Genomic DNA, 24891 nt, shown 5'->3' with positions numbered 1-24891 from the left:
GCCGGCGGCATGGTCTTGCGGATTGAAGATTTCCGACAGTTTCAGCTGCGCGCGGCCTGTCCGGGGGTGACGCCCATGATCGCCTTGACCGAGCGGATCATGTGCGGCTGGTCGGCATAACCCAGCGCAAAGGCGACGTCCGCCGCCGGCCGGCCCTGTTGCAGCAGCACCACCGCCTTCTGGGCGCGTTCGATCTGCGTGAAGGTCTTGTAGGTGACGCCGGTTGTCTTCAGGAAATGCCGCTGCAGCGTCCGCTCCGACATTGCCATCGGATGGCCCGAGACGATTGAGGCGACCACCCGGTTGTCCTCGACGATGGAGTTGCGCACCAGCTTGCGGACGAAGCCGTCGACCGTTTCGAAGGTCGGGATCTCCAGCACGTCGGAGCCGAGCCGGAAGCGGTCCTTGCCGATCAAGTCCAGCACCACACCCTGGTCGCGCATGACCTCGCCCGGCATCAGCGGCATGAAGCTGCTCGGCTTGAAGGCGATGGAAAGGATTTCGTCGCCGGCGGCATAGTCATGGCAGACGGCAGCGGTGGTCAGCCCGGTGCGCAGCACGGTGGTGGTGTCGGCATTCCTGAAAATGACCACGTCCCAGCAGCCATCCGGCTGGATCTGCATCGAGCCGCCGGTCGCAAAGCTTGTCCGCGTCACCGACTCGACGAACGGCGACGACCAGCCTTCCAGTGTCACGACCTCATGCATGTCAGCCGCCGCGCTCCTCGCGGGGGCAGTGTCGCCGGAGTTGGCTGATGAGGCAAGGGTGCACTGGCCCCGAGGTGGCGCTGGTCGACACCGTTGGGGCTACGGCCGATAGCTGTTGGCTCAAGCCTTTTCGGACGCCGGCCGCAGCTTGACACGCCGGTGACGGCGGGTAGTTTCCTGCCCGCGAGGTAACGTCCTCTCCCGCCAGGGAAAGAATGTCCGGGAACGGCCCGGCCCAATCAAAGGGCTTGTTCATGTGCCGTCATCATCCTGTCCTCGCGCCTTGTCCTGAAAACGGCCGCCTCATGGCTGAGACGCTTCGGGAACTCCGGCCCGCTTATCGTGCTGCCGGGCATGAACCGCGTCCGATGATGTCGGTGGTATCAGCTTCGAGATGACCGAACTTGGCGCCCCTCCCTCCAGTGACGTCGCTTCTGAGCCTCTCGACAGGCCTCTGAGCCGCTGGCCGCTGCTCCGCTGGTTTGCCTCATCGGCGACATTGAACGTTCCCCAGGCTTCCGCGCCGGTGGCGTTCTCGCTCGTCGCCTTGGGCCTCACCGGCGACGCACGGGGCGGCGCCGCCATGATCCTGGCCATGACCCTTGCACAGGTCGTCGGCGCCATCCCGATTACACGGCTCGGTACGAACCGTTCAGCCGCGACCTTCCTGAGGCTGTTGGTGGCCTTCCGCACGCTCGCCTTGGCTGCTGTGGTTTTGTGCGCGCATTACCAGGCGCCGTTTGCCTTGCTTGTCGTCTTCGCGGCTGTGGCCGGCTTGGTCAACGGCGCGGCATTCGGATATTTGCGCGCGTTGCTCAATCACTTCACGTCTGCTTCGCATCTGCCCCGAACGCTCGGCATTGCAGCCACCCTCAATGAGCTGACCTTTGTTCTTGGTCCGGTGGTGGCGTCCGCCCTTGGCGCCGTCTCGCCCGTCTTTGCCCTGCTCGCGCTGACACTGCTCGGTGCCATTCCGGCCCTGCTGGTGCCAAAGGCGGGCAAGAGCCATGTCGAGCACGTGCCACATGCAGAGGGTTCGGTGCTCAGCCCCTCCATCCTGCTGTGGCTCGTCTGTGCGGCTGCAGGTTCGTCCACCGTCGCGGCCATCGAAATCGGAGCCGTCGCGCTCGCGCTGAAATTCGGCTACCCACCGACGCTGGCCATCCTGTTCACGGTGCCGCTGTGCCTGGCCTCGGTCGCGGGTGGTATCTGGGTCAGCGTGCGCAACCGCATGGTAAGCAGCAGGGCCGTCGTTTTGCTGCTGTGCGTCTTGACGCTTGGAGCCGCACTCGCCGCCCTCGGACCATCGCTTGTGACCACGGTCGTCGGCGCCGTCCTCATCGGATTGGTCCTGGCGCCTCTCGGCACCTACTACTCGCTCGTTCTCGACCGGCTGGCCCCGCCACGCAGGCGACCCGAAGTGTTCGCCTTGCTGCGCACGTCGAGTGCCATAGGCATCATTTTTGCCAGTGCGGTGCTGACGGCAGCGTCCCTGTCGAGCGCGCTGATCGTCGTGACGGCCACGATGTTCGCGGTGACGCTGACGGTAGCATCCGCGACCCTCCGGCTCAATCAAGCCTGAGGCCGGAAGCCGCTCGGCTCCAAAACCGCGTCGCCGGCGGCATAGTCGTGGGTGACAGCGGCGGCGGTCAGGCCGGTGCGCAGCACGGTGGTGGTGTCGGCATTCCTGAAGATGACAAAGCAGTCGCGACAGACGATCGGGCGCGATGCTGAGCGCAGCCTCAAGGCTGTGTGCACTCGCCGCGCTGCCGCCAAGTCGGGTGAAAATGCCAAGGCAGGGGGCACCGTACGATCAGCTTGTCGATCCGGCCAGAATCCACCATGCCACGGCCCTTTCGCGATCCAGCGCCGACTTGAGCAGTTCGGCAGAGCGGGTTCAACCGGGAGGCTGCGGGCAGCGTAGAGGGCCGCGTTATTTCTCTCGCTTTTCGGTCTTCAGGTTCGGAAGGTCGGGCCGCCTGGATTTCACCCCGGCCTCCTTCAGGGCGGTGTAGCCTACCTTTTTGAGAAGCTTCTCCGTTTTGGCGCGCTCCTTGTCGAGAGCGCTCTGACCTCTGACCTTGGGCATGCGTCCTCCATGGGGTTGGTTGGCTGGCAAGATTGCCAGCGCGCGCAATGTCAGCATTGGCGCCGCGGCAGGGGGAACGTCAATGACCCAATGGACCGCCTGCTACCATCGGTGGCAAGTTTGCCCAGGTCACGGCGATTGAGGCCAAACCGGACATGCCCGGTCGGGGTTGTTCGCAAGATGTTCCGGCAGAATACCGGCGCTTGAATTGCAGGCGCGTCCGGCGCCCGCCTAGACGGCCTGGTTGAACACCGCCTCGATAGGATGCCCGTCCGGATCGATCACGAAGGCGGCAAAATAGGTCGGGCCGTAATGCGCCCGCAGGCCGGGGCCGCCATTGTCGGTGCCACCATGGGCAAGTGCTGCCGCATGGAACGCCGCGACCGCCTGTCGGTCGGGCGCGGCAAAGGCAAGGTGGAAGCCGGGACCCGGCGGGCGCTGGCCGATGCTACGCTGCTTGAGCGCCAGCTTGTCGCCGCCGCCTGCGACACCGTAGCCGACGGCCTGGTCGTCGGCGTCGGGCGAGAGGTCTTCCCAGACCCTGACATAACCGAGCGGGGCAAGGGCCGCGTCGTAGAAGGCTGCTGCGCGGTCGATGTCGGAGACACCGAGCGAAATGTGATGAAGCATGCCGTCTCCGCTACTAACCGCTGCTTAGCTCGCCGCCAGCCCCTTCAGCCTATACAGCGCGTCCAGTGCCTCGCGCGGGGTCATTTCGTCGGGGCTCAGCCCCTCCAGTGCCTTGGTCAGTGCGTCATTGGCGACGGGTTTCGTCGCCTCGCGTCTCACCGCCACCGAGAACAGCGGCAGGTCGTCGACAAGGCGGTCGGCTTTGCCTGACGTCTCGCTTTCCTCGAGCTGGTGCAGCACCTCCTTGGCGCGCGCCACCACGACATCGGGCAGGCCGGCGAGGCGGGCCACCTGCACGCCGTAGGAGCGGTCGGCGGCCCCCTTGCCGACCTCGTGCAGGAACACCACTTCGCCTTCCCACTCCTTTACCCGCATCGTCACATTGTGCAGGCGGCCGAGCTTGCCGGAAAGTGCCGTCAGTTCGTGGAAATGGGTGGCGAAGATGGCGCGGCAGCGGTTCTTCTCGTGCAGATATTCGACTGCCGCCCAGGCGATCGACAGGCCGTCGAAGGTGGCGGTACCCCGACCGATCTCGTCGAGGATGACAAGCGTGCGCTCGCCCGCCTGGTTGAGGATGGCGGCGGTCTCGACCATCTCGACCATGAAGGTCGAGCGCCCGCGCGCCAGATCGTCCGAGGCGCCGACGCGGGAGAACAGCCGATCGACCACGCCGATATGCGCACGCTCGGCGGGTACGAACGACCCCATCTGGGCGAGGATGGCGATCAGCGCGTTCTGGCGCAGGAAGGTCGACTTACCACCCATGTTCGGGCCGGTGAGCAGCCAGATGGCGCCGTTCCTGTCGTTGCCGTCAGGCGACAGCGTACAGTCATTGGCGACGAAGGGGGCTGCCGCCTCGCGCCTCAGCGACTGCTCGACCACCGGGTGGCGTCCACCAAAAATGTCGAAGGCGAGGCTGGCGTCGACCTCGGGCCGGCACCACGCCTCGTTCTGGGCGAGCACGGCGAGCGCCGCCGACACGTCGAGCACGGACAGCGCGTCGGCGCCTGACCGGATCGCCTGGGCGTGGGTCACTGCCTCGCCGACCAACTGGTCGAAGGCCTGGAGTTCGATGGTCAGCGCCCGGTCGGCGGCATTGGCGATCTTGGTCTCGAGGCCGGCGAGCTCGGTGGTGGTGAAGCGCATCGCATTCGCCATGGTCTGGCGGTGGATGAAGCGCGCCTTGGCCTCGTCGCTGCCGTTCAGGGCCGTCTGGTTGTTCGCCGTCACCTCGATGTAGTAGCCGAGCACGTTGTTGTGGCGGATCTTGAGCGAGCGGATGCCCGTCTCCTCGATCAGGTCGCGCTCCATGCCGGCGATCACCCGGCGCGACTGGTCGCGCAGCGCCCGCATCTCATCGAGTTCCGGATGATAGCCGGCGCGGACAAAACCGCCGTCGCGCTTGAGAAGCGGCAGCTCCTCGCCCAGCGCCACGTCGAGATGGTCGGCCAAGCCTGTGGGCAGGGCCGATATCGCCGCGATCGCCGCCGCCAGCTGCTTCGGCAGGGAAGCGCCCGCAAACAACCCGGCAATGGTGCGCGCCGCCGAGAATCCCGAACGCAGCGCGCCGAGATCGCGCGGCCCGCCGCGGTTGAGCGCCAGCCGCGACAGCGCGCGCGGCATGTCGGCGACGCCCTTCAGGCTGAGCCTGAGCGCATCGGTCAGCCGCATTTCGCCGGTGAAGAACGACACTGCGTCCAGCCTGGCGCCGATGGCTTCGGGATCTGTCAGCGGCGACATCAGCCGGTCGGCGAGCAGGCGCGCGCCGCCGCCCGTCACCGTACGGTCGATGGCGCGGAACAGCGAGCCGTCGCGGCCGCCCGACAGGGTGCGCAACAATTCGAGATTGGCGCGTGTCGCCGGGTCGATGAACAGCGTGGTGCCCGACTGCTCGCGCTCGGGCCGCGACAAAGGCGGCCGCTCGGCCTTTTGGGTCTTTTCGACATAGGCGATGACGCCGGAGATGGCCGACAGTTCGGCGCGCGAAAACGCGCCAAAACTGTCCGGCGTCGCCACGTCGTAGAAACGGGCGATGCGGCTGGGCGCCGAGGTCGAATCGAACAGGCTCGGCGGCTGCGGGTTGACGATGCGGCCGACCAGATCGAAGCTCGGGCGCAGCTCCTCGTCATGGAAGGCAGGTTCGGCGACGATCAGCTCGCGCGGGTCGACGCGGAAGATGTCGGCCGAAAGCCGTTCCGGCGTCGTCTCGGCGACGCGGAAGATGCCGGTCGAGATCTCGATCCAGGCGATCGCCAGGCTGGCTTCGCCCGCGCCCTTGACCCGCCCCAGCGCCATCAGGAAATTCGATTCCTGCGGCGCCAAAAGCTTGTCTTCGGTGATGGTGCCAGGCGTCACCAGCCGCACCACGTCGCGCTTGACCACTGACTTCGAGCCGCGCTTCTTGGCCTCGGCCGGGTCTTCCACCTGCTCGCACACGGCGACCCGGTAGCCTTGCCCGATCAGCTTCTGCAGATAGTCGTCGGCGGCATGGATCGGCACCCCGCACATCGGGATGTCCTGGCCCTGGTGCTTGCCGCGCTTGGTCAGCACGATGCCGAGCGCGCGCGAGGCCTTCTCGGCGTCGTCGAAGAACAGCTCGTAGAAGTCGCCCATGCGATAGAACAGCAGCGAATCCGGGTTCGCCGCCTTGATCTCCATATACTGTTCCATCATCGGCGTCGGCGCGGCATGCACCGGGGCTTCGGCCCGGCTTTCCCCTCCGGCTTCCGCAAAGTCAGCTTCCGCAGCGATTATCGGTCGGTCGTTCACGCCTGAACCTTCGAAAAAAGGAAATTCCCTCGTCTGCTTGGCGGTTTACAGCGCTGATGTGTAGCCTTAATCCAAAACGCTCCACAAAAAGAAATTTAAGGGACAGGAACGCTTCTCACCATGGCAACTACCAGGAAACCCGACAATTCCGGTCCCTCCGTCTCCGCTCAGGAAGCGCTCGACTTCCATGCCATGGGCCGCCCGGGCAAGCTCGAGATCAATCCGACCAAGCCGATGGCGACGCAGCGCGACCTCAGCCTCGCCTATTCGCCCGGCGTCGCCGTGCCGGTGAAGGCCATCGCCGAGGATCCCTCGCGCGCCTATGACTACACCACCCGCGGCAACATGGTCGCCGTCATCTCCAACGGCACCGCCATCCTCGGCTTGGGCAATCTCGGCGCGCTGGCCTCCAAGCCGGTCATGGAGGGCAAGGCGGTGCTGTTCAAGCGCTTCGCCGACGTCGATTCCATCGACCTCGAGGTCGACACCGAGGACGCCGACGAATTCATCAACTGCGTGCGTTTCCTCGGGCCGTCCTTCGGCGGCATCAATCTCGAGGACATCAAGGCGCCCGAATGCTTCATCATCGAGCAGCGCCTGCGCGAGCTGATGGACATCCCCGTCTTCCATGACGACCAGCACGGCACCGCCATCATCGCCGCCGCCGGCCTGATCAACGCGCTCGAAATCACCGGCCGCGACATGAAGACGGCCAAGCTGGTCTGCAATGGCGCCGGTTCCGCCGGCATTGCCTGCATCGAGCTGATCAAGTCGATGGGCTTCACGCCTGACAATGTCATTTTGTGCGACACCAAGGGCGTGGTCTACCAGGGCCGCACCGAAGGCATGAACCAGTGGAAGTCGGCGCATGCGGTCAAGACCGAGGCGCGTTCGCTGGCCGACGCCATGGACGGTGCCGACATCGTCTTCGGCCTCTCGGCCAAGGGCGCGCTGACACCGGCCATGATCCAGTCCATGGCCAAGAACCCGATCATCTTCGCCATGGCCAATCCCGATCCGGAGATCACGCCCGAGGAAGTCGCCGAGATCCGCACCGACGCCATCATGGCGACCGGCCGTTCGGACTATCCGAACCAGGTCAACAACGTGCTCGGCTTCCCCTACATCTTCCGCGGCGCGCTCGATGTCCGCGCGACAACCATCAACGACGCCATGAAGGTCGCCGCCGCCAACGCGCTGGCCGAGCTCGCCCGCCAGGATGTACCCGACGACGTCGCCGCCGCCTATCAGGGCAACCGGCCGAAATTCGGTCCCAACTACATCATCCCGGTGCCGTTCGACCCGCGCCTGATCTCGGCGATCCCGATCGCGGTCGCCAAGGCCGCCATGGAATCGGGCGTCGCCGGCCGGCCGATCCTCGATCTCGACAAATACGCCAACGAGCTCTCCGCCCGCCGCGACCCGATCGCCTCGACCTTGCAGCGCATCTATGACCGGGTCCGGCGCCAGCCCAAGCGCATCGTCTTCGCCGAGGGCGAGGAAGAGCAGGTCATGCGCGCCGCCGTGTCTTATGTGAACCAGAAGCTCGGCACCGCCATCCTTCTCGGTCGCGACGACATCATCAAGGAAAACGCTCGCCAGGCCGGCATCGACCTCAACAAGCCGGGTCTCGAGATCATCAATGCGCGGCTGTCACGCCGCAACGCCATCTATGCCGACTTTCTCTACGAGCGGTTGCAGCGCAAGGGCTACCTTTTGCGCGACTGCCAGCGCCTGATCAACAACGACCGCAACCATTTCGCCGCCTGCATGGTGGCGCTCGGCGATGCCGACGGGGTCGTGACAGGCGTCACCCGCAATTACTCGACGGTGCTCGAAGACGTCCGCCGCGTCATCGACGCCAAGCCCGGCCACCGCGTCATCGGCGTGTCGATCGTGCTCGCCCGCGGGCGCACCGTCATCGTTGCCGACACCGCCGTTCACGACATGCCCAATGCCGAGCAGATCGCCGACATTGCCGAGGAAGCCGCGCATTTCGCACGGCGCATGGGCTACGAGCCGCGCGTGGCGATGCTCGCCTACTCGACCTTCGGCCATCCGGCCGGCGAGCGCTCCGAGCGTGTCCAGGAAGCGGTCAAGATCCTCGACAAGCGCCGCGTCGATTTCGAATATGACGGCGAAATGGCCGCCGACGTCGCCCTCAACCATCGCCTGATGCAGCAGCAATACCCCTTCTGCCGCCTCTCCGGTGCCGCCAACGTGCTGGTCATGCCGGCCTTCCACTCGGCGGCGATCTCGACCAAGATGCTGCAGGAACTCGGCGGCTCCACCGTCATCGGCCCGTTGCTGGTCGGTCTCAACAAGCCGGTCCAGATCGTGCCGCTGAATGCCAAGGACTCAGACATCGTCAACATGGCGGCAATCGCGGCGTATAACGCGGGGGCTTGAGGCGCGGTTCGCGCAGCGAACGAAAAGCCCCCAAATGGGCTTTTCGAGCGGCTAAAGGCCCTGAGCGGTAGCGAAGGGCTGGCGCCGCCGCCCTCCTTGCGCCGTCTGCCGATTGGGCGAAGCGTCGAAGCTGCTGATCTCCCTCCTTGCGGGGGAGATGCCCGGCAGGGCAGAGGGGGGCGAAGGATCGCGGGGGCCGCATCGGCGCTATATGCGCAGGCAAGCCTGATTTGAGTCCCGATCGGGAAGGAGCCGGCGGTTCCGACAGGTGGCTGACGTAGCCTGCTGCCCGGGCCGTCCGAAGGTTCACCTTCGGACGGGGTGCGCGGGACGATGCAATATTGAGGGTACGGCCCCGCTTCCGTGACGCCCGTTCTGAAATGGCGGCAATCAACAGGAAGTTGGTGATTGGCGAAGGCTGAAGTGAAGGCTGATCTCCCCCCTTGCGGGGGAGATGTCCGGCAGGACAGAGGGGGGGGAGGAATGAGAGCGGGCAGGTTTCCGCCGCCCCTCATCCGCCCCTGCGGGGCACCTTCTCCCCGTAAACGGGGCGAAGGAAGACCTCAGAGCAATCCCGCCTGTTCGGCCTCGCGCTTCAAATTTTGTCGTGGGCGTGGGCCGATCTGCTGGATCACCAGGCCGGCGGCCAGCGAGCCGAGGTCGCCGCAATCCTTGAGCGAACGGCCTTGCGTGTAGCCATAGAGGAAACCGGCGGCATAGAGGTCGCCGGCGCCTGTCGTGTCGACCAGCTCGCGGATCTCGGTCGCCTGGATCACCACCGTCTCGTCGCCGCGCACGATGACCGAGCCCTTCTCCGAGCGGGTGACAGCGGCAATCTTGCAGTCCTTGCGGATCAGCGACAGTGCCTCGTCGAACGACGACGTCTCGTAGAGCGACTTGATCTCGTGGCTGTTGGCAAAGACGATGTCGACGGTGCCCGAGCGCATCAGCTCGAGGAACTCGGCGCGGTAGCGGTCGACGCAGAACGAATCCGACAGCGTCATCGACACTTCGCGGCCGGCGGCATGCGCGTGGGCTGCGGTCATGCGGATCGCTTCCTTGGCCAGCGGCGGATCCCACAGATAGCCTTCGAAATAGGTGACCTTGGCTCCGCTTGCCTTGTCGGCCTCGACATCGTCCGGCCCGAGCTCGACGCAGGCGCCGAGATAGGTGTTCATCGAACGCTCGCCGTCGGGGGTGACGAGGATCATCGAGCGTGCCGTCGGCGGCGTGCCGTCGAGCGGCCCTCCTTCAAGCGGCGTTGTGTCGAAGGCGACGCCCTGGGCGCGGATGTCGTGCGTGAAGACCTCGCCGAGGTGGTCGCGGGAAACCTTGCCGAAATAGGCCGAGCGGCCGCCGAAGCTGGCGATGCCGGCAGCGGTGTTGCCGGCCGAGCCGCCCGAGGCCTCGATCGCCGGGCCCATGCGGGAATAGAGCAGTTCGGCGCGCTCGGCGTCGATCAGGTTCATCGCCCCCTTGATGATGCCGTTGTCGGTGAGAAAGGCCTCGTCGCATTGTGCGATGATGTCGACGATGGCGTTGCCGATGCACAGCACGTCATATTGGCTCATCAGGGTCTCCGCGGCGCTTTGGCCGTAAAAAGGGGCCGAGGGGTCGGCAAAACGGATTGCGTTTAGCGGCTCGCGGCGCGTTTGCCTACCGGCAAATTGGCAGCAGGCGCTTGAGGCCGGCCCCGCGGCACCTTATCTCAGCGCGGAAACAGGGAGACGCCACGCCAACATGATCCTCGACGCCGCCCGCATTGCTGCAAGCCAACTCTTTTCGGCCGAGTTCCGCACGGTGTTCCTGAAGACGCTGGGGCTGACGCTGCTTACGCTCGTCGCGCTGTGGTTCGGCATCCGCGAGCTGTTCGACTGGCTGGCCTGGCCATGGATCGACGCCATGCTGCCCGGCCTGCCCGCCTGGACCGGCTGGCTCGGCCTGATCGCCGCGATCATTGCCGGCATAGGTCTGGCGCTGGGGCTCGCCTTGCTGATCGCGCCGGTGACGGCGATCGTCGCCGGCCTGTTTCTGGACGATGTCGCCGAGGTCGTCGAAAAGACCAACTATCCCGCGGAGCGCCCGGGGCAGCCGGTGCCGGCCTTGCGTTCGCTGGTGCTGGCGATCAAGTTCTTCGGCATCGTCATATTGGGCAATTTGTTGGCGCTGCTTCTGATGTTCATCCCCATCGTCAACATCGGCGCCTTCTTCCTGGTCAACGGCTACCTGCTGGGCCGCGAGTTCTTCGAGTTCGCCGCCATGCGCTTCCGCTCCGAGCAGGACGCCAAGGATTTGCGCCGCCGCAACGCCGGCATGGTGTTCATGGCAGGTCTGGTCATCGCGGCCTTCCTCGCCGTGCCGATCCTCAACCTGCTCACCCCGCTCTTTGCCGCGGCGATGATGGTGCATCTGCACAAGAGCGTGTCGGCGGCCGAGCGCCGGCCTGAAATGGCGCGGGCGTGAAGATGATAAGGGGCGTTCAGCTCTCGCGGCCGAACATCGCCTGCAGCTTGGCATAGGCGATGCCGTCGCGGGCGAATTCGAACGTGCCCTGGCCCAGCATCTCGCGCGACGCCCGCTCCATCATGCCGAAGGCGTAGGCGGTCAGCTTGGAGCCGAGCGAGATGCGCTTGGCGCCGGCCTCGGCCAGCACCGCGACCGAGAAGCCCGGCACCGCCAGAACGTTGACCGGTTTCGTGACAGAGCTGCACAGCGTCCGGATCATTTCGATGTCTGATATCCCGGGCGCATAAAGCACGTCGGCCCCGGCCTTCTCGAAGGCCTGCAGCCGCTTGATCGTGTCATCGAGATCGGGGCGGTTCCAGAGAAAGTTTTCCGACCGCGCCGTCAGGACGAAGTCACCCTTCAGCGCCCGCGCAGCCTCGGCTGCCGCGGTGACGCGCTCGACGGCATGCGAAAAATCGTAGATCGGCCGGTCAGGCTCGCCGGTGTGGTCCTCGAGCGAGCAGCCGGCAAGGCCTGCTGCCTCGGCGGCAAAGACTGTTTCACCTGAGCTTTCGGGGCTGTCGCCCTTGCCCTTCTCGAGGTCGGCCGACACAGGCAGGCCGGTGGCATGCGCCAGATCGCGGCAGTGGTGGATCATCTCCTCGAAGCCGACATCACCGTCGGGCCGTCCGCGCGAGAAGGCATAGCCGGCGCTGGTTGTCGCCAGCGCCTCGAAACCGAAGGAAGCCAGAAGCTTTGATGTGCCGATGTCCCACGGATTGGGAATGATGAAGGCGCCCGGCGCCTCGTGAAGTTTCCGGAAGACCGCGCCCTTGTCCATGTCATCGCCCTCGATCCGAACCGACGGGCAATATTAGACCGGCGCGCCGGAGGGCTCAAACCCTGTTTCAGGCGATCGGGATCAGTCCTGCCAGTTTGCGCATGTCGTCGAACAGCACGGCGCCCGCCGCCTTGAGGCCATCGCAGTCGGAGTGCGGGTCGCGGTGATAGCCGAACACCCGCATGCCGGCGGCACGCCCGGCCTGGGCGCCGGCGACGCTGTCCTCGATGACGATACAGTCGGCTGGGGCAAAGCCCATCGTGCCGGCGGCGTGCAGGAACAGGTCTGGAAACGGCTTGCCGCGCTCGACCATGGTGGCCGAGAACAGCACGTCGTGGAAATAGGGCAGCAGCCCGGTCTGGCCGAGCGTCATATGCATCTTGTTGACCCGTGCCGACGACGCCACGCAATAGGCGATGCCGGCGGCCTGCACGGCGGTGACGAAGGTCTCGACGTGCGGGATCGCCTGGACGCCTGACGCAAACAGCTCCGGCAGCTCGCGGTACCAGCGCTCGACGAAGTCAGGCCCAAGGCTGACGCCCGTCGCCTCGACCTCCTTCTGCACCGACACCAGACTGCGGCCGACGAACTGGCGGCGGCAGTCCGCGTAGCTGACGGGATAACCCGCCTCGGTCAGCCAGGCCGCGAGCCGCTGGTTGGCCAGCGGCTCTGTGTCGACCAGCACGCCGTCGCAGTCGAAGATGACGAGATTCGGCTTGTTCACGCGGTGCCCGTGGAGCCGAAGCCGCCGGCGCCGCGCGACGTGTCGCCGGCAAGCGTGCGCTCCTCGACCCCGGCGCGGGTCACCGATGCGATGACGATCTGGGCGATGCGCATGCCGCGCTCGACATAGAAGTCTTCGTCGCCATGGTTGATCAACAGCACCTTGACCTCGCCGCGATAGTCGCTGTCGATGGTACCCGGCGTGTTGAGGCAGGTGATGCCGTCCTTGAAGGCAAGGCCGGAGCGCGGGCGAATTTGACCTTCGAAACCTTCCGGTATTTCGAAGATCAGGCCGGTCGGCACCAAGGCGCGCTTGCCGGGCAGGATCAAAAGCGGCCGGTCATCCGGCACCGCGGCGCGCAGGTCCATGCCGGCGGCACCCGACGTTTCGTAGGACGGCAGGGGCAGCTCGCCCGAATGCGGCAAGCGGACGATCCCGATGACGGGGGCGGAAGAGGTTGCGGCGGTCGATGTCATGGCGGCGATCCTATGGGACAGCGTCCAGATGAGGTCAATTCACAAGAGGTCGCACTCAGCGAATTTCCACCGGCACCACTGTTGTTTCGCGGATCTCCTCCATGACGAAGGAGGCCGAGACATCCGACAGCGGCACCTTGGCGATGAGGCGCTGGTAAAGACGGTCATACGCTTTCACATCGGCGACGCGGGCACGCAAGACATAGTCGAGGTCACCCGACATGCGATAGACGCCGGTGATCTCGGGAAACGATGTCACGCCGGCGCGGAACTTGGCCAGCCATTCGGGGTCGTGGCTCGACGTCCGCACCAGGATGAACACCGACAGGCCGAGGCCGAGCTTGTCGGCATCGACGAGCGCCACCCGGCCGGTGATGAAGCGCTCATCGTCGAGCCTTTTGACACGGCGCCAGCAGGCATTGCGCGACAGGCCGACGCGCTCGGACAGCTGGTCGACCGAAAGCGTGCCGTCGCGCTGCAGTTCGGCGAGTATTCTTCGATCAATCGTATCGAGTTCTCCAGACATCTTGGGATAAATGTCCCAAAACTTGGTGAATGGCAAGGACAGATTGGGACCGATGAACCTCTCTCCCGTGCGACGATACTCATGTCAGCCAGGGAGGTTCTCATGTCCGCACGCATCGCAAAGCTGTTCACGGCTCACCCCGAGGCGGTCGACGAGAGCTATTTCGAGCACATGCGTTTTGCCGGCTGGTTCGCCGGTCAGCTGTTCCTGGCAGCGGGCGCGGCACTCATTCACGCTTTGTTACCCTTCCTGTTCGAATCTACTGCCAGCACGATCATCCGCCGGCTGTACGAGCGGACACACAATCGGGGACGTTGAAGCGCATGTGCCGGTGGGCTGCCTATATCGGTGAAGAGGTCTTCCTCGAAGACATCGTGACGGCGCCGTGCCATTCGCTGATCGCACAGAGTCATTGCGCGCAGGAGGCCAAGTCGCCGACCAATGGCGACGGTTTCGGGCTTGCCTGGTATGGCGACAGGCCGGAGCCGGGCCTCTATCGCGACATCCTGCCGGCCTGGTCGGACCCCAATCTGAAAAGCCTGTGCCGGCAGATCAAGTCGGGCCTGTTTCTCGCCCATGTCCGGGCATCGACCGGCGGCGCCACCAGCCGCGCCAACTGCCACCCCTTCATTTCGGGACGCTGGAGCTTCATGCACAACGGCCAGATCTCGGGCTTCGAGAAGATCCGGCGCCGGCTCGAGGCCAGCATCAACGACGATCTCTACGAGCAGCGCCAGGGCACGACCGATTCCGAGCTGTTTTTCATGCTGATGCTGGAAGAGGGGCTCGACGCTGATCCGCAGGGCGCGGTCACCCGTGCCACCGGCCGTGTGGTTGCTGCCGCACATGGCGCCGGCATTGATCCGCAGCTGAAGCTGACTGCCGCTTTCAGTGACGGCACAAGCCTGTTTGCCGTGCGCTTTGCCACCGACGGACATGCGCCGACGCTCTACACCCGCGACGGCGAAACCGGTCGCTGTATCGTCTCCGAACCCTTCGACCGCGAAGGACAGAGCTGGCAGGCGGTGCCGCCGTCGAGTTTTGTCGCCATGACGCCTGATGAAATGACCGTCCGCCCGTTCCAGCCGGCATTGGCGCAACTCGCACTGGCCGGCTGAAACCGGCGGCCTGCAGGCGACGTTTAGGCGGAACGAGATCGACGCCTACGCGTAGACGTGTCCAGACCAATGCGTCGGCACTTGCGCTTTGCCCAATGTCTGCGCGGCTGTCCCAAGTGTCAGTTTGACCGGCCGCTGTCCGATTTGTTCAAGATCGAAGCGGGCCGAAGTGTATTTTCCAGGGACATCCGAAGGGATTTCTGCTGCCAGCCTTGGCTTGTTGCCGCTGCGTTTGGCGAAGCCTCGAAGACAGCAGATCTCGCCAGTCAACTCACCGCGAGCTTGCACAATGCGCCCGACAACTGCATCTCTCTGCATCACGACCAAACGCGTCGTCGAGACACGCGACTTCTACATCAGGCATTTTGGCGTGCATCCTGTCTTCGATTGCGGCTGGTATGTCAGCCTTGAATTTGAGACAGGGCTTTCGCTGCAATTCATGGAGCCGCGGGGAGAACAACCCACATGCGACACGGCGGGCCTGACTTACAATTTCTGCGTCGACGACGTCGATGGCGAGCATCGCGCAATGACGGCTGTGGGGCTGGTGCCTGTCATGCCGATCGAAGACCATCCCTGGGGCGATCGCGGCTTTGCGATCCAGGACCCCAACGGCATCACGCTCTGCATCTACTCCAACCGCGAACCATCCCACGAGTTCAGGCAGTTCTATGCGCCACGGATTGACCATGGCCTGTGATCGCGTTCTAGCCTTCCTGGACGAGCTGCAGGATCAGCGGGCAGATCACTTCGCTATTGTGTCGCGGCTGCGCGAGATCGTGCTGCAGGCCGGTCCGTCCATCTCCGAGGAGGTCAAATACGGCGGCATCCTGTTTTCGGCGCGTACGCCGTTTTGCGGCGTCTTCTCATATGCCGGTCATGTTACGCTGGAACTCAGCCAAGGTGCGGCTTTGCCGGACACGCACGGCGTGCTTCTGGGGCAAGGCAAACTGCGACGCCACATCAAGCTCTTCTCGGTGTCGGACATCGAGGACCGGCATGTCACTCACTATGTCGCGCTGGCGCGCCAGGCCGCAGACGCCTGAAAGGCGTTAGCCGCGCTGCCGTCAATGATGCGTCAGGGCGCGGTTCATCGGCTCCCAGTACATTTTCGCCCAACCTTCATCGAGCGCTGCATGCGCCGAGCGTGGGTAGCCGGCCTGGTCGAAGGTCAGTCTCGTGCCGGTGCCGTCGGCCTGCAGTTCGAAGCGCACGATCGAATAGGTGCCTTCGGGCCAGACGCGGGAACGCCAAGCCTGGACGATGCGGCGGTTGGGCACCAGTTCGACATTGCGCGCCTCGATATCGCCGCCGAACATCGAGACTTCGCCGCCCTCATGGGGCGAGATATGGGCCGCCCGGCCACCCGTCATGGCCTGAAAGCGGGCGGAATCGAGCAGCAGTTCATAGATGTTTCTGGGTGAGCCCTTGAGATGCACTTCCTGGTGGATGGTCATGTCGACCTCCTGGAAAGGCGCGATGTGTCACGCGCGTTGAGAATATTTTCCGCCCGTCCGGCAGTAACGTCAACGGCGGTTTGCGACGACGAAAGCGCCGTCGTCGACTGTCTCCTGACAGTGCCTTGGCAGGAGAGGGATTGTAGTTTCGAGGTCCGATTCGTATCTGCGCAACGAGCCCTTCGTCCGAATGGACGCCCAAGGGCCGGCGCGGGGGCGCCATGCAGGACGGAAACAGATGACGGAAGACCAGACGCTAGCCGCCCCGGCACTCAAGGAAATCTTCGATCGCGACCGCCTTCGCCACATTGCCACCGAGACGGCGTCCATCTCGGCTGCTTTCGATGCGGAAAAGTTCATGGCGCTGGCGACCGCCAATCTCGACGATCTCGGTATCATGCAGCGGCTGCGACAGACGGCGACCAGCCTGCACGGCGCCCTGCCGGGCAGCTTCGAGCGTGGCGTCGATGTGCTTTACGAGCTGGCGCCGCGCATCCAGCACAGCTTCGCCTCGATCGTTCTGTCGGAATATGTCGCGCTTTACGGCAAGGGCCATGTCGACCTGTCGATGCAGGCACTGCACTATTTCACCCGCTTTGGTTCGGCCGAATTCGCCATCCGGCATTTCCTGGCCATGGATTTCGATGGCACGCTGAAGGTGATGCGCCGCTGGGCACTCGACGACAACGAGCATGTGCGCCGCCTGGCCAGCGAGGGATCGCGCCCGCGGCTACCGTGGTCGTTCCAGCTCAAGCAGCTGATCAAGGATCCGTCGCCGACGGCACCCATCCTCGAGACGCTGCGCAGCGATCCCAGCCTCTATGTGCGCAAATCCGTGGCCAACCACCTCAACGACATATCCAAGGACCATCCCGACCGGGTGATCGACCGCATCTCGGCATGGGACATGGACGACAGGAACACTGCCTGGATCGTCAAGCACGCGCTGCGGACGATGATCAAGAAGGGCGATCCCCGCGCACTTGGCGCGATCGGCACGACGGGCAAGCCGATGGTGCGTGTCGACACCTTCGCGGTCCAGCCGGCGGCGATCCTGCTCGGCGGCCGCATCACGCTCAAGGCCAACATCGCCTCGACCGCCGAGACGGCGCAGCAGCTGGTGGTCGACTATGCCGTGCACTACGTCAAGAAAAGCGGCGGCAGCTCGAAGAAAGTGTTCAAGCTCAAGGAGATCAACCTTGCGCCGGGCAGCCAGAAGGAACTCTCGATCAGCCAGGCGGTGCGCGACTTCACCACACGCAAGCACTATCCCGGCCATCACTTGATCGAGCTGATCGTCAATGGCGAGACGGTGGCCGAGGGCGGCTTCGAGCTGAAGGGATGAGGGCTCGGGATTTCCCCCTCGTGGGGAGGAGTTAGCGGGGCTGCGAATAGCGCGCCCTGCGACCTACCGCACCCCTCTGTCCCTCTCCTCAAGGGGGAGGGAGGAGGTCATTGCTCCAATTCCTCGACAGGCACGGCCTCGGCTGTTAGAAGCCCGCCATCACAAGGAACCCCCGATGGCTGAAGACATCGAAAAGGCGGTGGCGCGCCGCCGTACGTTCGCGATCATCGCCCACCCTGACGCCGGCAAGACGACGCTGACCGAAAAGCTGCTGTTGTTCGGCGGCGCGATCCAGCTCGCCGGCGAGGTCAAGGCCAAGAAGGACAAGATCCAGACGCGCTCCGACTGGATGAAGATCGAGCGCGAGCGCGGCATTTCGGTCGTCACCTCGGTGATGACCTTCGAATATGGCGACAACGTCTTCAACCTGCTCGACACGCCCGGCCACGAGGACTTCGCCGACGATACCTATAGAACGTTGTCTGCGGTCGACAGTGCTGTCATGGTCATCGACGCGGCCAAGGGTATCGAGCCGCGCACGCTGAAGCTGTTCGAGGTCTGCCGCCTGCGCGACATCCCGATCATCACCTTCGTCAACAAGATGGACCGCGAGGCGCGCAACACCTTCGAGATTCTCGACGAGATCGAAGAGAAGCTGGCGCTCGACACCGCCCCGATCACATGGCCGATCGGTCAGGGCAAGACCTTCTCCGGCACCTATCACCTCGCCCAGAACGCGGTGCGCCGTGGCGACGCCGAGGCCGAGCGCACGCCGGTGCATGGTCCCGATTCCAACCGCGCCGCCGGCCTGTTGCCGGACAATGAGCGCCCGGCGTTTATCGAGGAACTGGAGCTTGCCCGCGAGGCCTGCCGCCCGTTCGACCTGCAGGCCTTCCGCGAAGGCCATCTGACGCCGGTCTATTTCGGTTCGGCCCTGCGCAATTTCGGCGTCCGCGACCTGATTGAGGCGCTTGGCGACTTCGGCCCCGCGCCTCGGGCTCAGGAGGCCGACACGCGCAAGGTCGAGGCGACGGAAGAGAAGATGACGTCCTTCGTCTTCAAGATCCAGGCCAATATGGACCCGAACCACCGCGACCGTATCGCCTTCGTGCGTGTCTGCTCCGGCGAGCTCAAGCGCGGCATGAAGGCCAAGCTGGTCCGCACCGGCAAGCAGATGAGCCTGTCAGCGCCGCAGTTCTTCTTCGCCCGTTCGCGCATCACCGCCGACGAGGCTTATGCCGGCGACGTCGTCGGCATCCCAAACCACGGCACGTTGCGCATCGGCGACACGCTGACCGAGGGCGAGGACATCCTGTTCCGCGGCGTTCCCAACTTTGCGCCCGAAATCCTGCGCCGCGTCCGCCTCGGCGATGCGATGAAGGCCAAGAAGCTGAAGGAAGCGCTGCACCAGATGGCCGAGGAAGGCGTCGTCCAGCTGTTCCAGCCCGAGGACGGCTCGCCTGCCATCGTCGGCGTCGTCGGTGCGCTGCAGATCGACGTGCTCAAGGAGCGCCTGTCGGTGGAATATACCCTGCCCGTCGATTTCGAGATGGCGCGCTTCTCTGTCTGCCGCTGGATTGATGCCGACGACAAGGCCGACCTGCACCGCTTCATCGAAAGCCATCGCGGCGACATCGCGCGCGATCTCGATAACGACCCGGTGTTCCTCGCTCAGCACGAATTCTCGCTCAATTACGAGGCCGAGCGCTGGAAGATGATCCGCTTCGCCGCGATCAAGGACTATCAGGTCCGCGACAAGGTCGCCTGAACAAGGGTGCCAGGGGCGGATTTGCCGCCCTGCATCTCGTTTCGTCATTCCGTCATGTAAATCGCCTAATGGCATCGCAGTGCCGCCGCCTGCCCGTGGTCCAAGCCATGGGGCGTGACAGGTCAGCACTGGAGATGTTCAATGCGCCGAGCTTGCTGAAAAGGGCCGGCGCCGCCAGGGCGCGGGGGCACTTGAGCGCCGTGCGTCCGGGTGGACGCACAAAGGACGCTCCAAGGCTTAAAGTGGCGCATCGTGCTTTCCGAAAATCGAGAGCGATTTTCGGGCCGATGCGCGGACATGGAGGAAATGACGTCGCATGATGGTTTCAGCATTGATCGAGCGTGAACTGACCCGCGTTGGCTCTCCTGTCCGCTACGGCGTCTTCGTCGCCGTCGTTGGACCCAGCGGTGCCGGCAAGGACACGCTGATTGCCTATGTCCGAGAGCGCCTGACCGACGACGACCATGTCGAGTTCGCCCGCCGCGTCATCACCCGCCACAGCGACGGCGCGACCGAGGATCACGACACGCTGGCCGACGCCGCCTTCATCGAGGCTGACGCATCGGGCGCCTTTGCGCTGTCCTGGGAGGCGCATGGTTTGCGCTACGGCATTCCAGCTTCCGTCGACGATGCCATTTCGGTCGGCCACGTCGTCGTTGCCAACACCTCGCGCGGGGTCATCCCGGCGCTACGCCAGCGCTACGCCAATGTCGCCGTCGTCGAAATCACCGCAGCACCCGAAATCCTGGCCACCCGGCTTGCCGCGCGCGGCCGTGAATCGCGCGGCGAGGTGCTGGCGAGACTGGCGCGTACCGCTCCGCATGATCTCAGTGGTCCCGGCCATGTGGTGATCGACAACAGCGGCCCGGCTGAAATCGCCGGCGAACGCTTCCTTGCCGTGTTGCGCAAGGCCGTCGCCTTCTCCGACGTATCCGGCATGATATAGGTAAGTAAAGACTTACGTATTTCGCGGATCGATCCGCAGCATGTGGTTGTCCCAGACATGCTGGGGATCGTCGGTCTTTTTGCCGTCGGGATCGACGACAAGGCCGGCGCCCGTGGTGGCGAGGAAACCATCGCGGTCCGGCGCCAACCCGCAAACCTCGACCAGATCGGCATTGGCCACGACCTTGCCCGTCTTGGCCTCGATCATTGCCCAGGCGTTGCCTTGCGGCGAAGAGACGGCGATCAGCCCGGCGTCGCGATTGGCCGCGACCGAGCCGATATAGTTGCGGAAACCGCCGAGGATGTCCTCGGGCATGTCAAGCATTTCCAGCTCCTTGCCGCGCGCGGCTCGGCCGATCAACAGTGGCTTTTCCGTTGCCGGCCCCTCGTGCTGGCAGCCGAACCAGACGGTGCCGTGGGCGTCGATGTCCATATGCCGGATCGACAGTTGGTGAAGCTTTTCCGGCAGTTCGTGTTTCTCGATCAGATCGCCCGAGACGCGGTCGACAAGCACGAAGGACGGCTTCATGGTTGGAATGTTGAGCTTGGCGCGGCCGAAATCCGGATGGGTCTCGATGCCGCCATTGCAGATGGCGAGCGTGCGCCCGTCGCCAAGCAGGATCAGCTCATGCGGGCCGACGCCATGGGTCGGGAATTCGCTGAGGCGGCGGAAGCCGTCGCGCGCGTCATAGACGCCGACCATGCCGGCGGCGTTGTCGAAGTCGTTTTCGGTGACGTAGAGCAGCGCGCCATCGGGCGAGAATACGCCATGGCCGTAATAGTGGCGGCCGGCGATGCTCGGGATGGTCAGCGGCGTGTCTTTGCCGGTGTGGTCGAACACCAGCATGAAGGTGCCGGGCTGGCGCGCAAACACCACCGACTTGCGCGAGACGGGATCGAATGTCACGTCGTGTCCGCGCTCTGGCAGGGTGACGCTGTGCAGGATCTTGCCGGCCTCCGACAGGATCGCCACGCCATACTCGCCGGTCCTGGACTGGTAAGCTGTGGCGAACATTGCGTCGGTTTCGAGTGCCAGTGCGCGCCTGGCGGGGCTGAGCGAAAGCACGAAGCCTGCTCCAGCTGCCTTGAGGAAATCGCGACGGTCGAACAGCGGTGTGCGCATTGTCCTGGCTCTTCAGTCGCCGTCGAGCGACGAGAAACCGGCAGTCAGTCCGAGGGCCCCGGAAAGCCTGGTGCCGAACTGCTCCGACAGGCTCGACGTCACCAGCGCGAAATAGCCGAGCTTCTCGCGTTTGGCGGGGTCGGCAAGGGCCGCATCGATCGGGCCGGTGACCGCAGCCGCCGCTGCCTGTGCATTGGCGAATTCGAAGCCGATCGACTCGGCAACCCAGCGCTCGTCGGCCGGCACCAGCTCGCCGAATTTCGAAGCGGCGAAAAGCGCTTCCATGCCCGCGATGTTGCCGGCAAGCGAGGCGCCCGTGCCTTGAGAGCGCCAATAAAGCGCCTGCTTCGGCTTGTCGGACGCGGCATTCTTGCCGAAAAAGCCATTGAGGCGCACGTCGCGCACCAGCTCGAGCCCGTTGACATAGACTTCGAGCAGTTCGGTCAGCGCTTCGGTGTCGTCGCGGTAGAGCGGATTGGCAGCACCCGGGTTCTTCCACTGGCTGGCAAAACCCTTGTCGTCGCGCCATGCGGCGTCGACCTCGGCGGCAATGGCCCCGATGTTGCCTGATATCGCCTGGCCATAGGCGCAGCGATAGGCGGCCGAGGTGCCGGAAAGCTCATCGGCGGCGGTGCCGAACAGCACGAATTCCAACGCGCCGAGCCCCTGCATGGCAACGCTCTTCTGGCCGAGAGTGGCTGCGTCGGTGGCGGTGGCATCCTTGTCGGCAAGGGCCGACTGCACCTGCTTCAGCCCGGTTCCCTTGCGGTCTGGCCAGAACAGCAGGCGCTCCAGCCGGTTCTGCTCGGTGATTGGTCCGAAGCGGATGATCTCGATCTCCGACCAGGTCGCCGTGGTTCTGGCGAATGCCGCGCGCGCTGCAGCAAGCGTGTCGGAAGACGGTTTTGCACAAAGCGTAACCATAGACTTACTGAGATCGGCAGTCGTGCCGACCAGCCGGCCATAGGCCGGGCGGATGAAACCGTCGATGGCGTCAGTGATCACCTTGGCCGACGCCTCGCTGGCGTAAGCGGCGGTCGACGGCACGAACAGGCAAAAAGCGAGGACAGCAGCCAGGGGACGTCCAGCCATCACAGCGACTCCAGGAACTTGATCAACGCATCGCGGTCCTGCGGCGGCAGCGCGGCAAAGTGGTCTCGTGACTTCTGGCCTTCGCCACCATGCCAAAGGATCGCCTCGGCCAGATTGCGGGCCCGACCATCGTGCAGGAAGAAGGTATGGCCGTTGACCGTCTTGGTCAGGCCGATGCCCCACAGCGGCGGCGTGCGCCATTCGTTGCCGCTGGCGTCGCCGACCTGCTGGCCGTCGCCGAGTTCGTCGCCCATGTCGTGCAGCAGGAAGTCGGAATAGGGCCAGATCAGCTGGAATTTCTGCGCCTTGTTGGGCGCATCGCGGCGCGTGACGAATTTCGGCATGTGGCAGGACGCGCAGCCGGCCTCGTAGAACATCTGCTTGCCGCGCAGCACTTGGCGGTCGTCGATGTCGCGCCGAGCCGGGACGGCCAGGTTCTGCGAATAGAAGGTGACCAGATCCATGATCGGGTCGGGGGCTTCGCTGCTGCCGAGCCGCTCCTGCACGCCATTGGGCTTCTCGAGACACGCCGTCTGGGCGTCGGTGCAGTCGCCCCAGTGCCTGGGCACGTCGGGCGTCGAGATGCCGATGTCGCCGGCAAAGGCATCGGCCGATTGCTGGCGGATCGACGGCGCCGACGCCTTCCAGCCGAAGCGGCCGAGCGTCAGCTCGCCTGATTTGTGGTCGCGCACGATGGAGGCCTTGCCCGAAATGCCGTCGCCGTCCTTGTCGTCGGGATCGGCATTGGCAAGGATGTCGGCGGGATGGATCTGCTCGACGAGGCCCAGGCCGATCATCGGCGGCGTGATGCGTGGCGACAATGTCGTCTTCGGGTCCATCGCACCATAGCCGAGGTCGGTCACCGAATAGATCGGCCAGCGCAGCGTCGTCATGGTGTCGGAAAGCTGGACCGGAAACTGCTGGTAGGAAATCACCATCCGGCCTTCGCTCTTGAGGCCGGGCACGGCAAGATCCTGGAACTGGCCGCCATAGGTGGGATCGGGGAAGTTCAGCACCTTGCGCTCGACGATCGCGGCATTTTCTTCTGCCGTTTCTGCCGTGCGGGCGAGCCTCAGGAACATTGAGGTGGCGTCGGAATTGCCTTCCGGCGGATGGCCGCGGCCGTCCTTGAGGTGGCAGCTCTGGCAGGCGCGGGCGTTGAACAGCGGCCCCAGCCCGTCGGAGGCCTGGGTCGACGACGGCGACGACACCCATAGCTTGCGGAACATGCCGTTGCCGAGCTTGAAGGTGCCTTCTTCCTCGAAGGTGATGTTGGCCGAGGATTGCGAGAACGCATCCTGGTTGACGCGCTTTTCCGAAGTACCGGCTCCGCCCTGCATGCGCTCGAACTGTTCGGGTTTGCTGAAGTCGGTGGTCGGCCGGACGATGTTGTCGACGCGCGCCTTGTCCTTGGGATCGAGGTCGGTGCGTTCGGTGGCCAGGCCGGCGGGGACCGCTTCGCCTGAAATCACCACCGTTGCCGGCAGGGCCGCTATCAGGCCGGCCAACAGCAGGAGGCGAAGCGCTGTCGCGCTCCGCTGTCGTTTTATCTTGTCGTCGGGAAACTTGCCGGTACGTGCGCGGCGCGTGGTCAGAAAAGTGCGCCGCATTCCGGCATGTCCTATTCGGCCTTGTCAGCTGGTTCGGCGTTGAGCTGGCCGTACTTCTCGTCGCCGATCTCGGCGAGCAACTGCAACTGCGTCTCGAGGAAGTCGATGTGACCTTCCTCATCGGCGAGCAGTTCCTCGAAGAGCTTCATCGATACGTAGTCGCCATGCTGCGAGCAGATATCCCGGGATTTTTTGTAGGAAGTGCGGGCGTCATACTCTCCGGCGAGATCGCTCTCGAGCACTTCCTTGAGGTTCTGGCCGATACGCAGCGGCGAGATGGACTGCAGGTTGGGATGACCTTCGAGGAAGATGATGCGCGCGATCAGCTTGTCGGCGTGGTGCATCTCCTCGATCGATTCCTCACGCTCTTTCTTGGCGAGCTTGCCGTAACCCCAGTCTTCAAGCAGGCGGTAATGCACCCAATACTGGTTGACGGCGCCGAGCTCGAGGAAAAGCGCCTCGTTAAGCCGCTCGATGACCTGTTTTTCGCCCTTCATTTGCCTTGCTCCCAAATTGAACGCGCAACTCTCTGACGCGGTCCAGGTGTGAAACGACATCCACCTCGCCCGATTCCGAACGAGCATGATAAGCTTCGGTAATCCGAATTATCGTTTCGACCACATTTGGGAAGCAGCCGCAACAACGTCCGCGCTTCTGCAGCGTATGATAGACCTTCGCGGGCACGATCAGTGTCCACGGGTCCCGATCCAAAAGCTCGACGATTGTGTCTTCGATCTCCTTTTGGGTAATCAGATTGCAATGGCAGATAAGCATGGTTTCGAACGACCGTGGCTGACGGCGCGCTCCCTTTGGCGCG

General features: G+C 64.4%; 26 protein-coding genes. 10 read left to right on the top strand and 16 right to left on the bottom strand.

Annotation, left to right across the window (positions count from 1 at the left end; genetic code table 11):
* Positions 1 to 41: 41 nt before the first annotated feature.
* On the bottom strand, positions 42 to 707 hold the full coding sequence (locus tag HNQ95_RS25640) for a helix-turn-helix domain-containing protein (protein ID WP_182575572.1): 666 nt from the start codon (positions 705 to 707) through the stop codon (positions 42 to 44).
* Positions 708 to 1101: 394 nt separating this feature from the next.
* On the opposite strand from HNQ95_RS25640, the gene HNQ95_RS25635 reads away from it, so the two are divergent.
* Positions 1102 to 2289: an MFS transporter gene (locus HNQ95_RS25635; RefSeq protein ID WP_182575573.1), complete on the top strand. Its 1188-nt coding sequence runs from the start codon at positions 1102 to 1104 to the stop codon at positions 2287 to 2289.
* Here the strand turns inward: HNQ95_RS25635 and HNQ95_RS25630 are convergent.
* The 4 genes from HNQ95_RS25630 to mutS form a co-directional block, all read right to left on the bottom strand.
* Complete coding sequence (locus HNQ95_RS25630) at positions 2280 to 2465, bottom strand: hypothetical protein (protein WP_210289170.1); 186 nt, start codon at positions 2463 to 2465, stop codon at positions 2280 to 2282. The two genes, HNQ95_RS25635 and HNQ95_RS25630, sit on opposite strands and share 10 nt — an antisense overlap.
* Positions 2466 to 2640: 175 nt before the next feature.
* Positions 2641 to 2853, bottom strand: coding sequence for a hypothetical protein (locus tag HNQ95_RS25625; RefSeq protein WP_182585836.1), 213 nt, complete (start codon positions 2851 to 2853; stop codon positions 2641 to 2643).
* Positions 2854 to 3027: 174 nt separating this feature from the next.
* Complete coding sequence (locus HNQ95_RS25620) at positions 3028 to 3426, bottom strand: VOC family protein (RefSeq protein ID WP_182575576.1); 399 nt, start codon at positions 3424 to 3426, stop codon at positions 3028 to 3030.
* Between the two features lie 24 nt (positions 3427 to 3450).
* A complete protein-coding gene (mutS, locus tag HNQ95_RS25615; protein ID WP_210283859.1) occupies positions 3451 to 6099 on the bottom strand; it encodes a DNA mismatch repair protein MutS in 2649 nt (882 codons plus the stop codon).
* A gap of 216 nt (positions 6100 to 6315) precedes the next feature.
* Between mutS and HNQ95_RS25610 the strand changes: the two genes are divergently transcribed.
* A complete protein-coding gene (locus HNQ95_RS25610; protein ID WP_182575578.1) occupies positions 6316 to 8604 on the top strand; it encodes an NADP-dependent malic enzyme in 2289 nt (762 codons plus the stop codon).
* A 563-nt stretch (positions 8605 to 9167) separates the two neighbouring features.
* On the opposite strand, the gene HNQ95_RS25605 is transcribed toward HNQ95_RS25610, so the two are convergent.
* On the bottom strand, positions 9168 to 10175 hold the full coding sequence (locus HNQ95_RS25605) for an adenosine kinase (protein WP_182575579.1): 1008 nt from the start codon (positions 10173 to 10175) through the stop codon (positions 9168 to 9170).
* Positions 10176 to 10344: 169 nt separating this feature from the next.
* On the opposite strand from HNQ95_RS25605, the gene HNQ95_RS25600 reads away from it, so the two are divergent.
* Positions 10345 to 11067 (top strand): sulfate transporter family protein, encoded by a 723-nt coding sequence (locus HNQ95_RS25600; RefSeq protein ID WP_182575580.1) that lies wholly within the window; start codon positions 10345 to 10347, stop codon positions 11065 to 11067.
* A gap of 16 nt (positions 11068 to 11083) precedes the next feature.
* Here the strand turns inward: HNQ95_RS25600 and HNQ95_RS25595 are convergent, their stop codons facing one another.
* From HNQ95_RS25595 to HNQ95_RS25580, 4 genes are all read right to left on the bottom strand, one after another.
* Complete coding sequence (locus HNQ95_RS25595) at positions 11084 to 11890, bottom strand: isocitrate lyase/PEP mutase family protein (protein ID WP_067955343.1); 807 nt, start codon at positions 11888 to 11890, stop codon at positions 11084 to 11086.
* 67 nt (positions 11891 to 11957) lie between these two features.
* Positions 11958 to 12614 carry an HAD family hydrolase gene (locus tag HNQ95_RS25590; RefSeq protein WP_182575581.1) on the bottom strand — a complete coding sequence of 219 codons (657 nt, stop codon included), beginning with the start codon at positions 12612 to 12614 and terminating at the stop codon, positions 11958 to 11960.
* Positions 12611 to 13090, bottom strand: a complete 480-nt coding sequence (gene dut, locus HNQ95_RS25585; RefSeq protein ID WP_182575582.1) for a dUTP diphosphatase — start codon at positions 13088 to 13090, stop codon at positions 12611 to 12613. Before dut ends, HNQ95_RS25590 begins: the two co-directional genes overlap by 4 nt.
* Positions 13091 to 13145: 55 nt before the next feature.
* Positions 13146 to 13616, bottom strand: a complete 471-nt coding sequence (locus tag HNQ95_RS25580) for an Lrp/AsnC family transcriptional regulator (protein ID WP_154385884.1) — start codon at positions 13614 to 13616, stop codon at positions 13146 to 13148.
* Between the two features lie 102 nt (positions 13617 to 13718).
* Here HNQ95_RS25580 and HNQ95_RS25575 point away from each other — a divergent pair, with 102 nt between their 5' ends.
* The 4 genes from HNQ95_RS25575 to HNQ95_RS25560 all read left to right on the top strand — a co-directional run bounded on the left by HNQ95_RS25575 (position 13719) and on the right by HNQ95_RS25560 (position 15780).
* Positions 13719 to 13934, top strand: coding sequence for a DUF6356 family protein (locus HNQ95_RS25575; protein ID WP_067965826.1), 216 nt, complete (start codon positions 13719 to 13721; stop codon positions 13932 to 13934).
* Positions 13935 to 13939: 5 nt separating this feature from the next.
* A complete protein-coding gene (locus HNQ95_RS25570; protein WP_154385886.1) occupies positions 13940 to 14734 on the top strand; it encodes a class II glutamine amidotransferase in 795 nt (264 codons plus the stop codon).
* 289 nt (positions 14735 to 15023) lie between these two features.
* Complete coding sequence (locus HNQ95_RS25565) at positions 15024 to 15434, top strand: VOC family protein (RefSeq protein WP_182575583.1); 411 nt, start codon at positions 15024 to 15026, stop codon at positions 15432 to 15434.
* Complete coding sequence (locus HNQ95_RS25560; RefSeq protein WP_154385888.1) at positions 15424 to 15780, top strand: DUF1801 domain-containing protein; 357 nt, start codon at positions 15424 to 15426, stop codon at positions 15778 to 15780. Before HNQ95_RS25565 ends, HNQ95_RS25560 begins: the two co-directional genes overlap by 11 nt.
* A gap of 21 nt (positions 15781 to 15801) precedes the next feature.
* Here the strand turns inward: HNQ95_RS25560 and HNQ95_RS25555 are convergent, their stop codons facing one another.
* Positions 15802 to 16191 carry an SRPBCC domain-containing protein gene (locus HNQ95_RS25555; protein WP_067955332.1) on the bottom strand — a complete coding sequence of 130 codons (390 nt, stop codon included), beginning with the start codon at positions 16189 to 16191 and terminating at the stop codon, positions 15802 to 15804.
* Positions 16192 to 16429: 238 nt separating this feature from the next.
* Here HNQ95_RS25555 and HNQ95_RS25550 point away from each other — a divergent pair, with 238 nt between their 5' ends.
* From HNQ95_RS25550 to phnN, 3 genes are all read left to right on the top strand, one after another.
* Positions 16430 to 17536, top strand: coding sequence for a DNA alkylation repair protein (locus tag HNQ95_RS25550; protein WP_067955330.1), 1107 nt, complete (start codon positions 16430 to 16432; stop codon positions 17534 to 17536).
* 175 nt (positions 17537 to 17711) lie between these two features.
* Entirely contained in the window at positions 17712 to 19304 is a 1593-nt protein-coding gene (locus HNQ95_RS25545; RefSeq protein WP_067955329.1) for a peptide chain release factor 3, read from the top strand.
* Positions 19305 to 19620: 316 nt separating this feature from the next.
* Positions 19621 to 20250, top strand: a complete 630-nt coding sequence (gene phnN, locus HNQ95_RS25540; protein ID WP_067955327.1) for a phosphonate metabolism protein/1,5-bisphosphokinase (PRPP-forming) PhnN — start codon at positions 19621 to 19623, stop codon at positions 20248 to 20250.
* A 12-nt stretch (positions 20251 to 20262) separates the two neighbouring features.
* On the opposite strand, the gene HNQ95_RS25535 is transcribed toward phnN, so the two are convergent.
* From HNQ95_RS25535 to HNQ95_RS25515, 5 genes are read right to left on the bottom strand one after another with little or no spacing between them, the layout of a single operon-like run.
* Positions 20263 to 21372: a DUF1513 domain-containing protein gene (locus HNQ95_RS25535; RefSeq protein ID WP_182575584.1), complete on the bottom strand. Its 1110-nt coding sequence runs from the start codon at positions 21370 to 21372 to the stop codon at positions 20263 to 20265.
* Between the two features lie 12 nt (positions 21373 to 21384).
* Positions 21385 to 22464 (bottom strand): imelysin family protein, encoded by a 1080-nt coding sequence (locus tag HNQ95_RS25530; protein ID WP_067955324.1) that lies wholly within the window; start codon positions 22462 to 22464, stop codon positions 21385 to 21387.
* A complete protein-coding gene (locus HNQ95_RS25525; RefSeq protein ID WP_182575585.1) occupies positions 22464 to 24074 on the bottom strand; it encodes a di-heme oxidoreductase family protein in 1611 nt (536 codons plus the stop codon). Before HNQ95_RS25525 ends, HNQ95_RS25530 begins: the two co-directional genes overlap by 1 nt.
* 11 nt (positions 24075 to 24085) lie before the next feature.
* On the bottom strand, positions 24086 to 24571 hold the full coding sequence (gene bfr / locus HNQ95_RS25520) for a bacterioferritin (protein ID WP_154385891.1): 486 nt from the start codon (positions 24569 to 24571) through the stop codon (positions 24086 to 24088).
* On the bottom strand, positions 24537 to 24848 hold the full coding sequence (locus HNQ95_RS25515; RefSeq protein WP_083948303.1) for a bacterioferritin-associated ferredoxin: 312 nt from the start codon (positions 24846 to 24848) through the stop codon (positions 24537 to 24539). Before HNQ95_RS25515 ends, bfr begins: the two co-directional genes overlap by 35 nt.
* Positions 24849 to 24891: the final 43 nt, after the last annotated feature.

Source organism: Aminobacter ciceronei (assembly GCF_014138625.1).
Taxonomy (GTDB): domain Bacteria; phylum Pseudomonadota; class Alphaproteobacteria; order Rhizobiales; family Rhizobiaceae; genus Aminobacter; species Aminobacter ciceronei.
The sequence above is the reverse complement of the archived record's forward strand: the minus strand, read 5'-3'. Positions and strand labels throughout refer to the sequence as shown.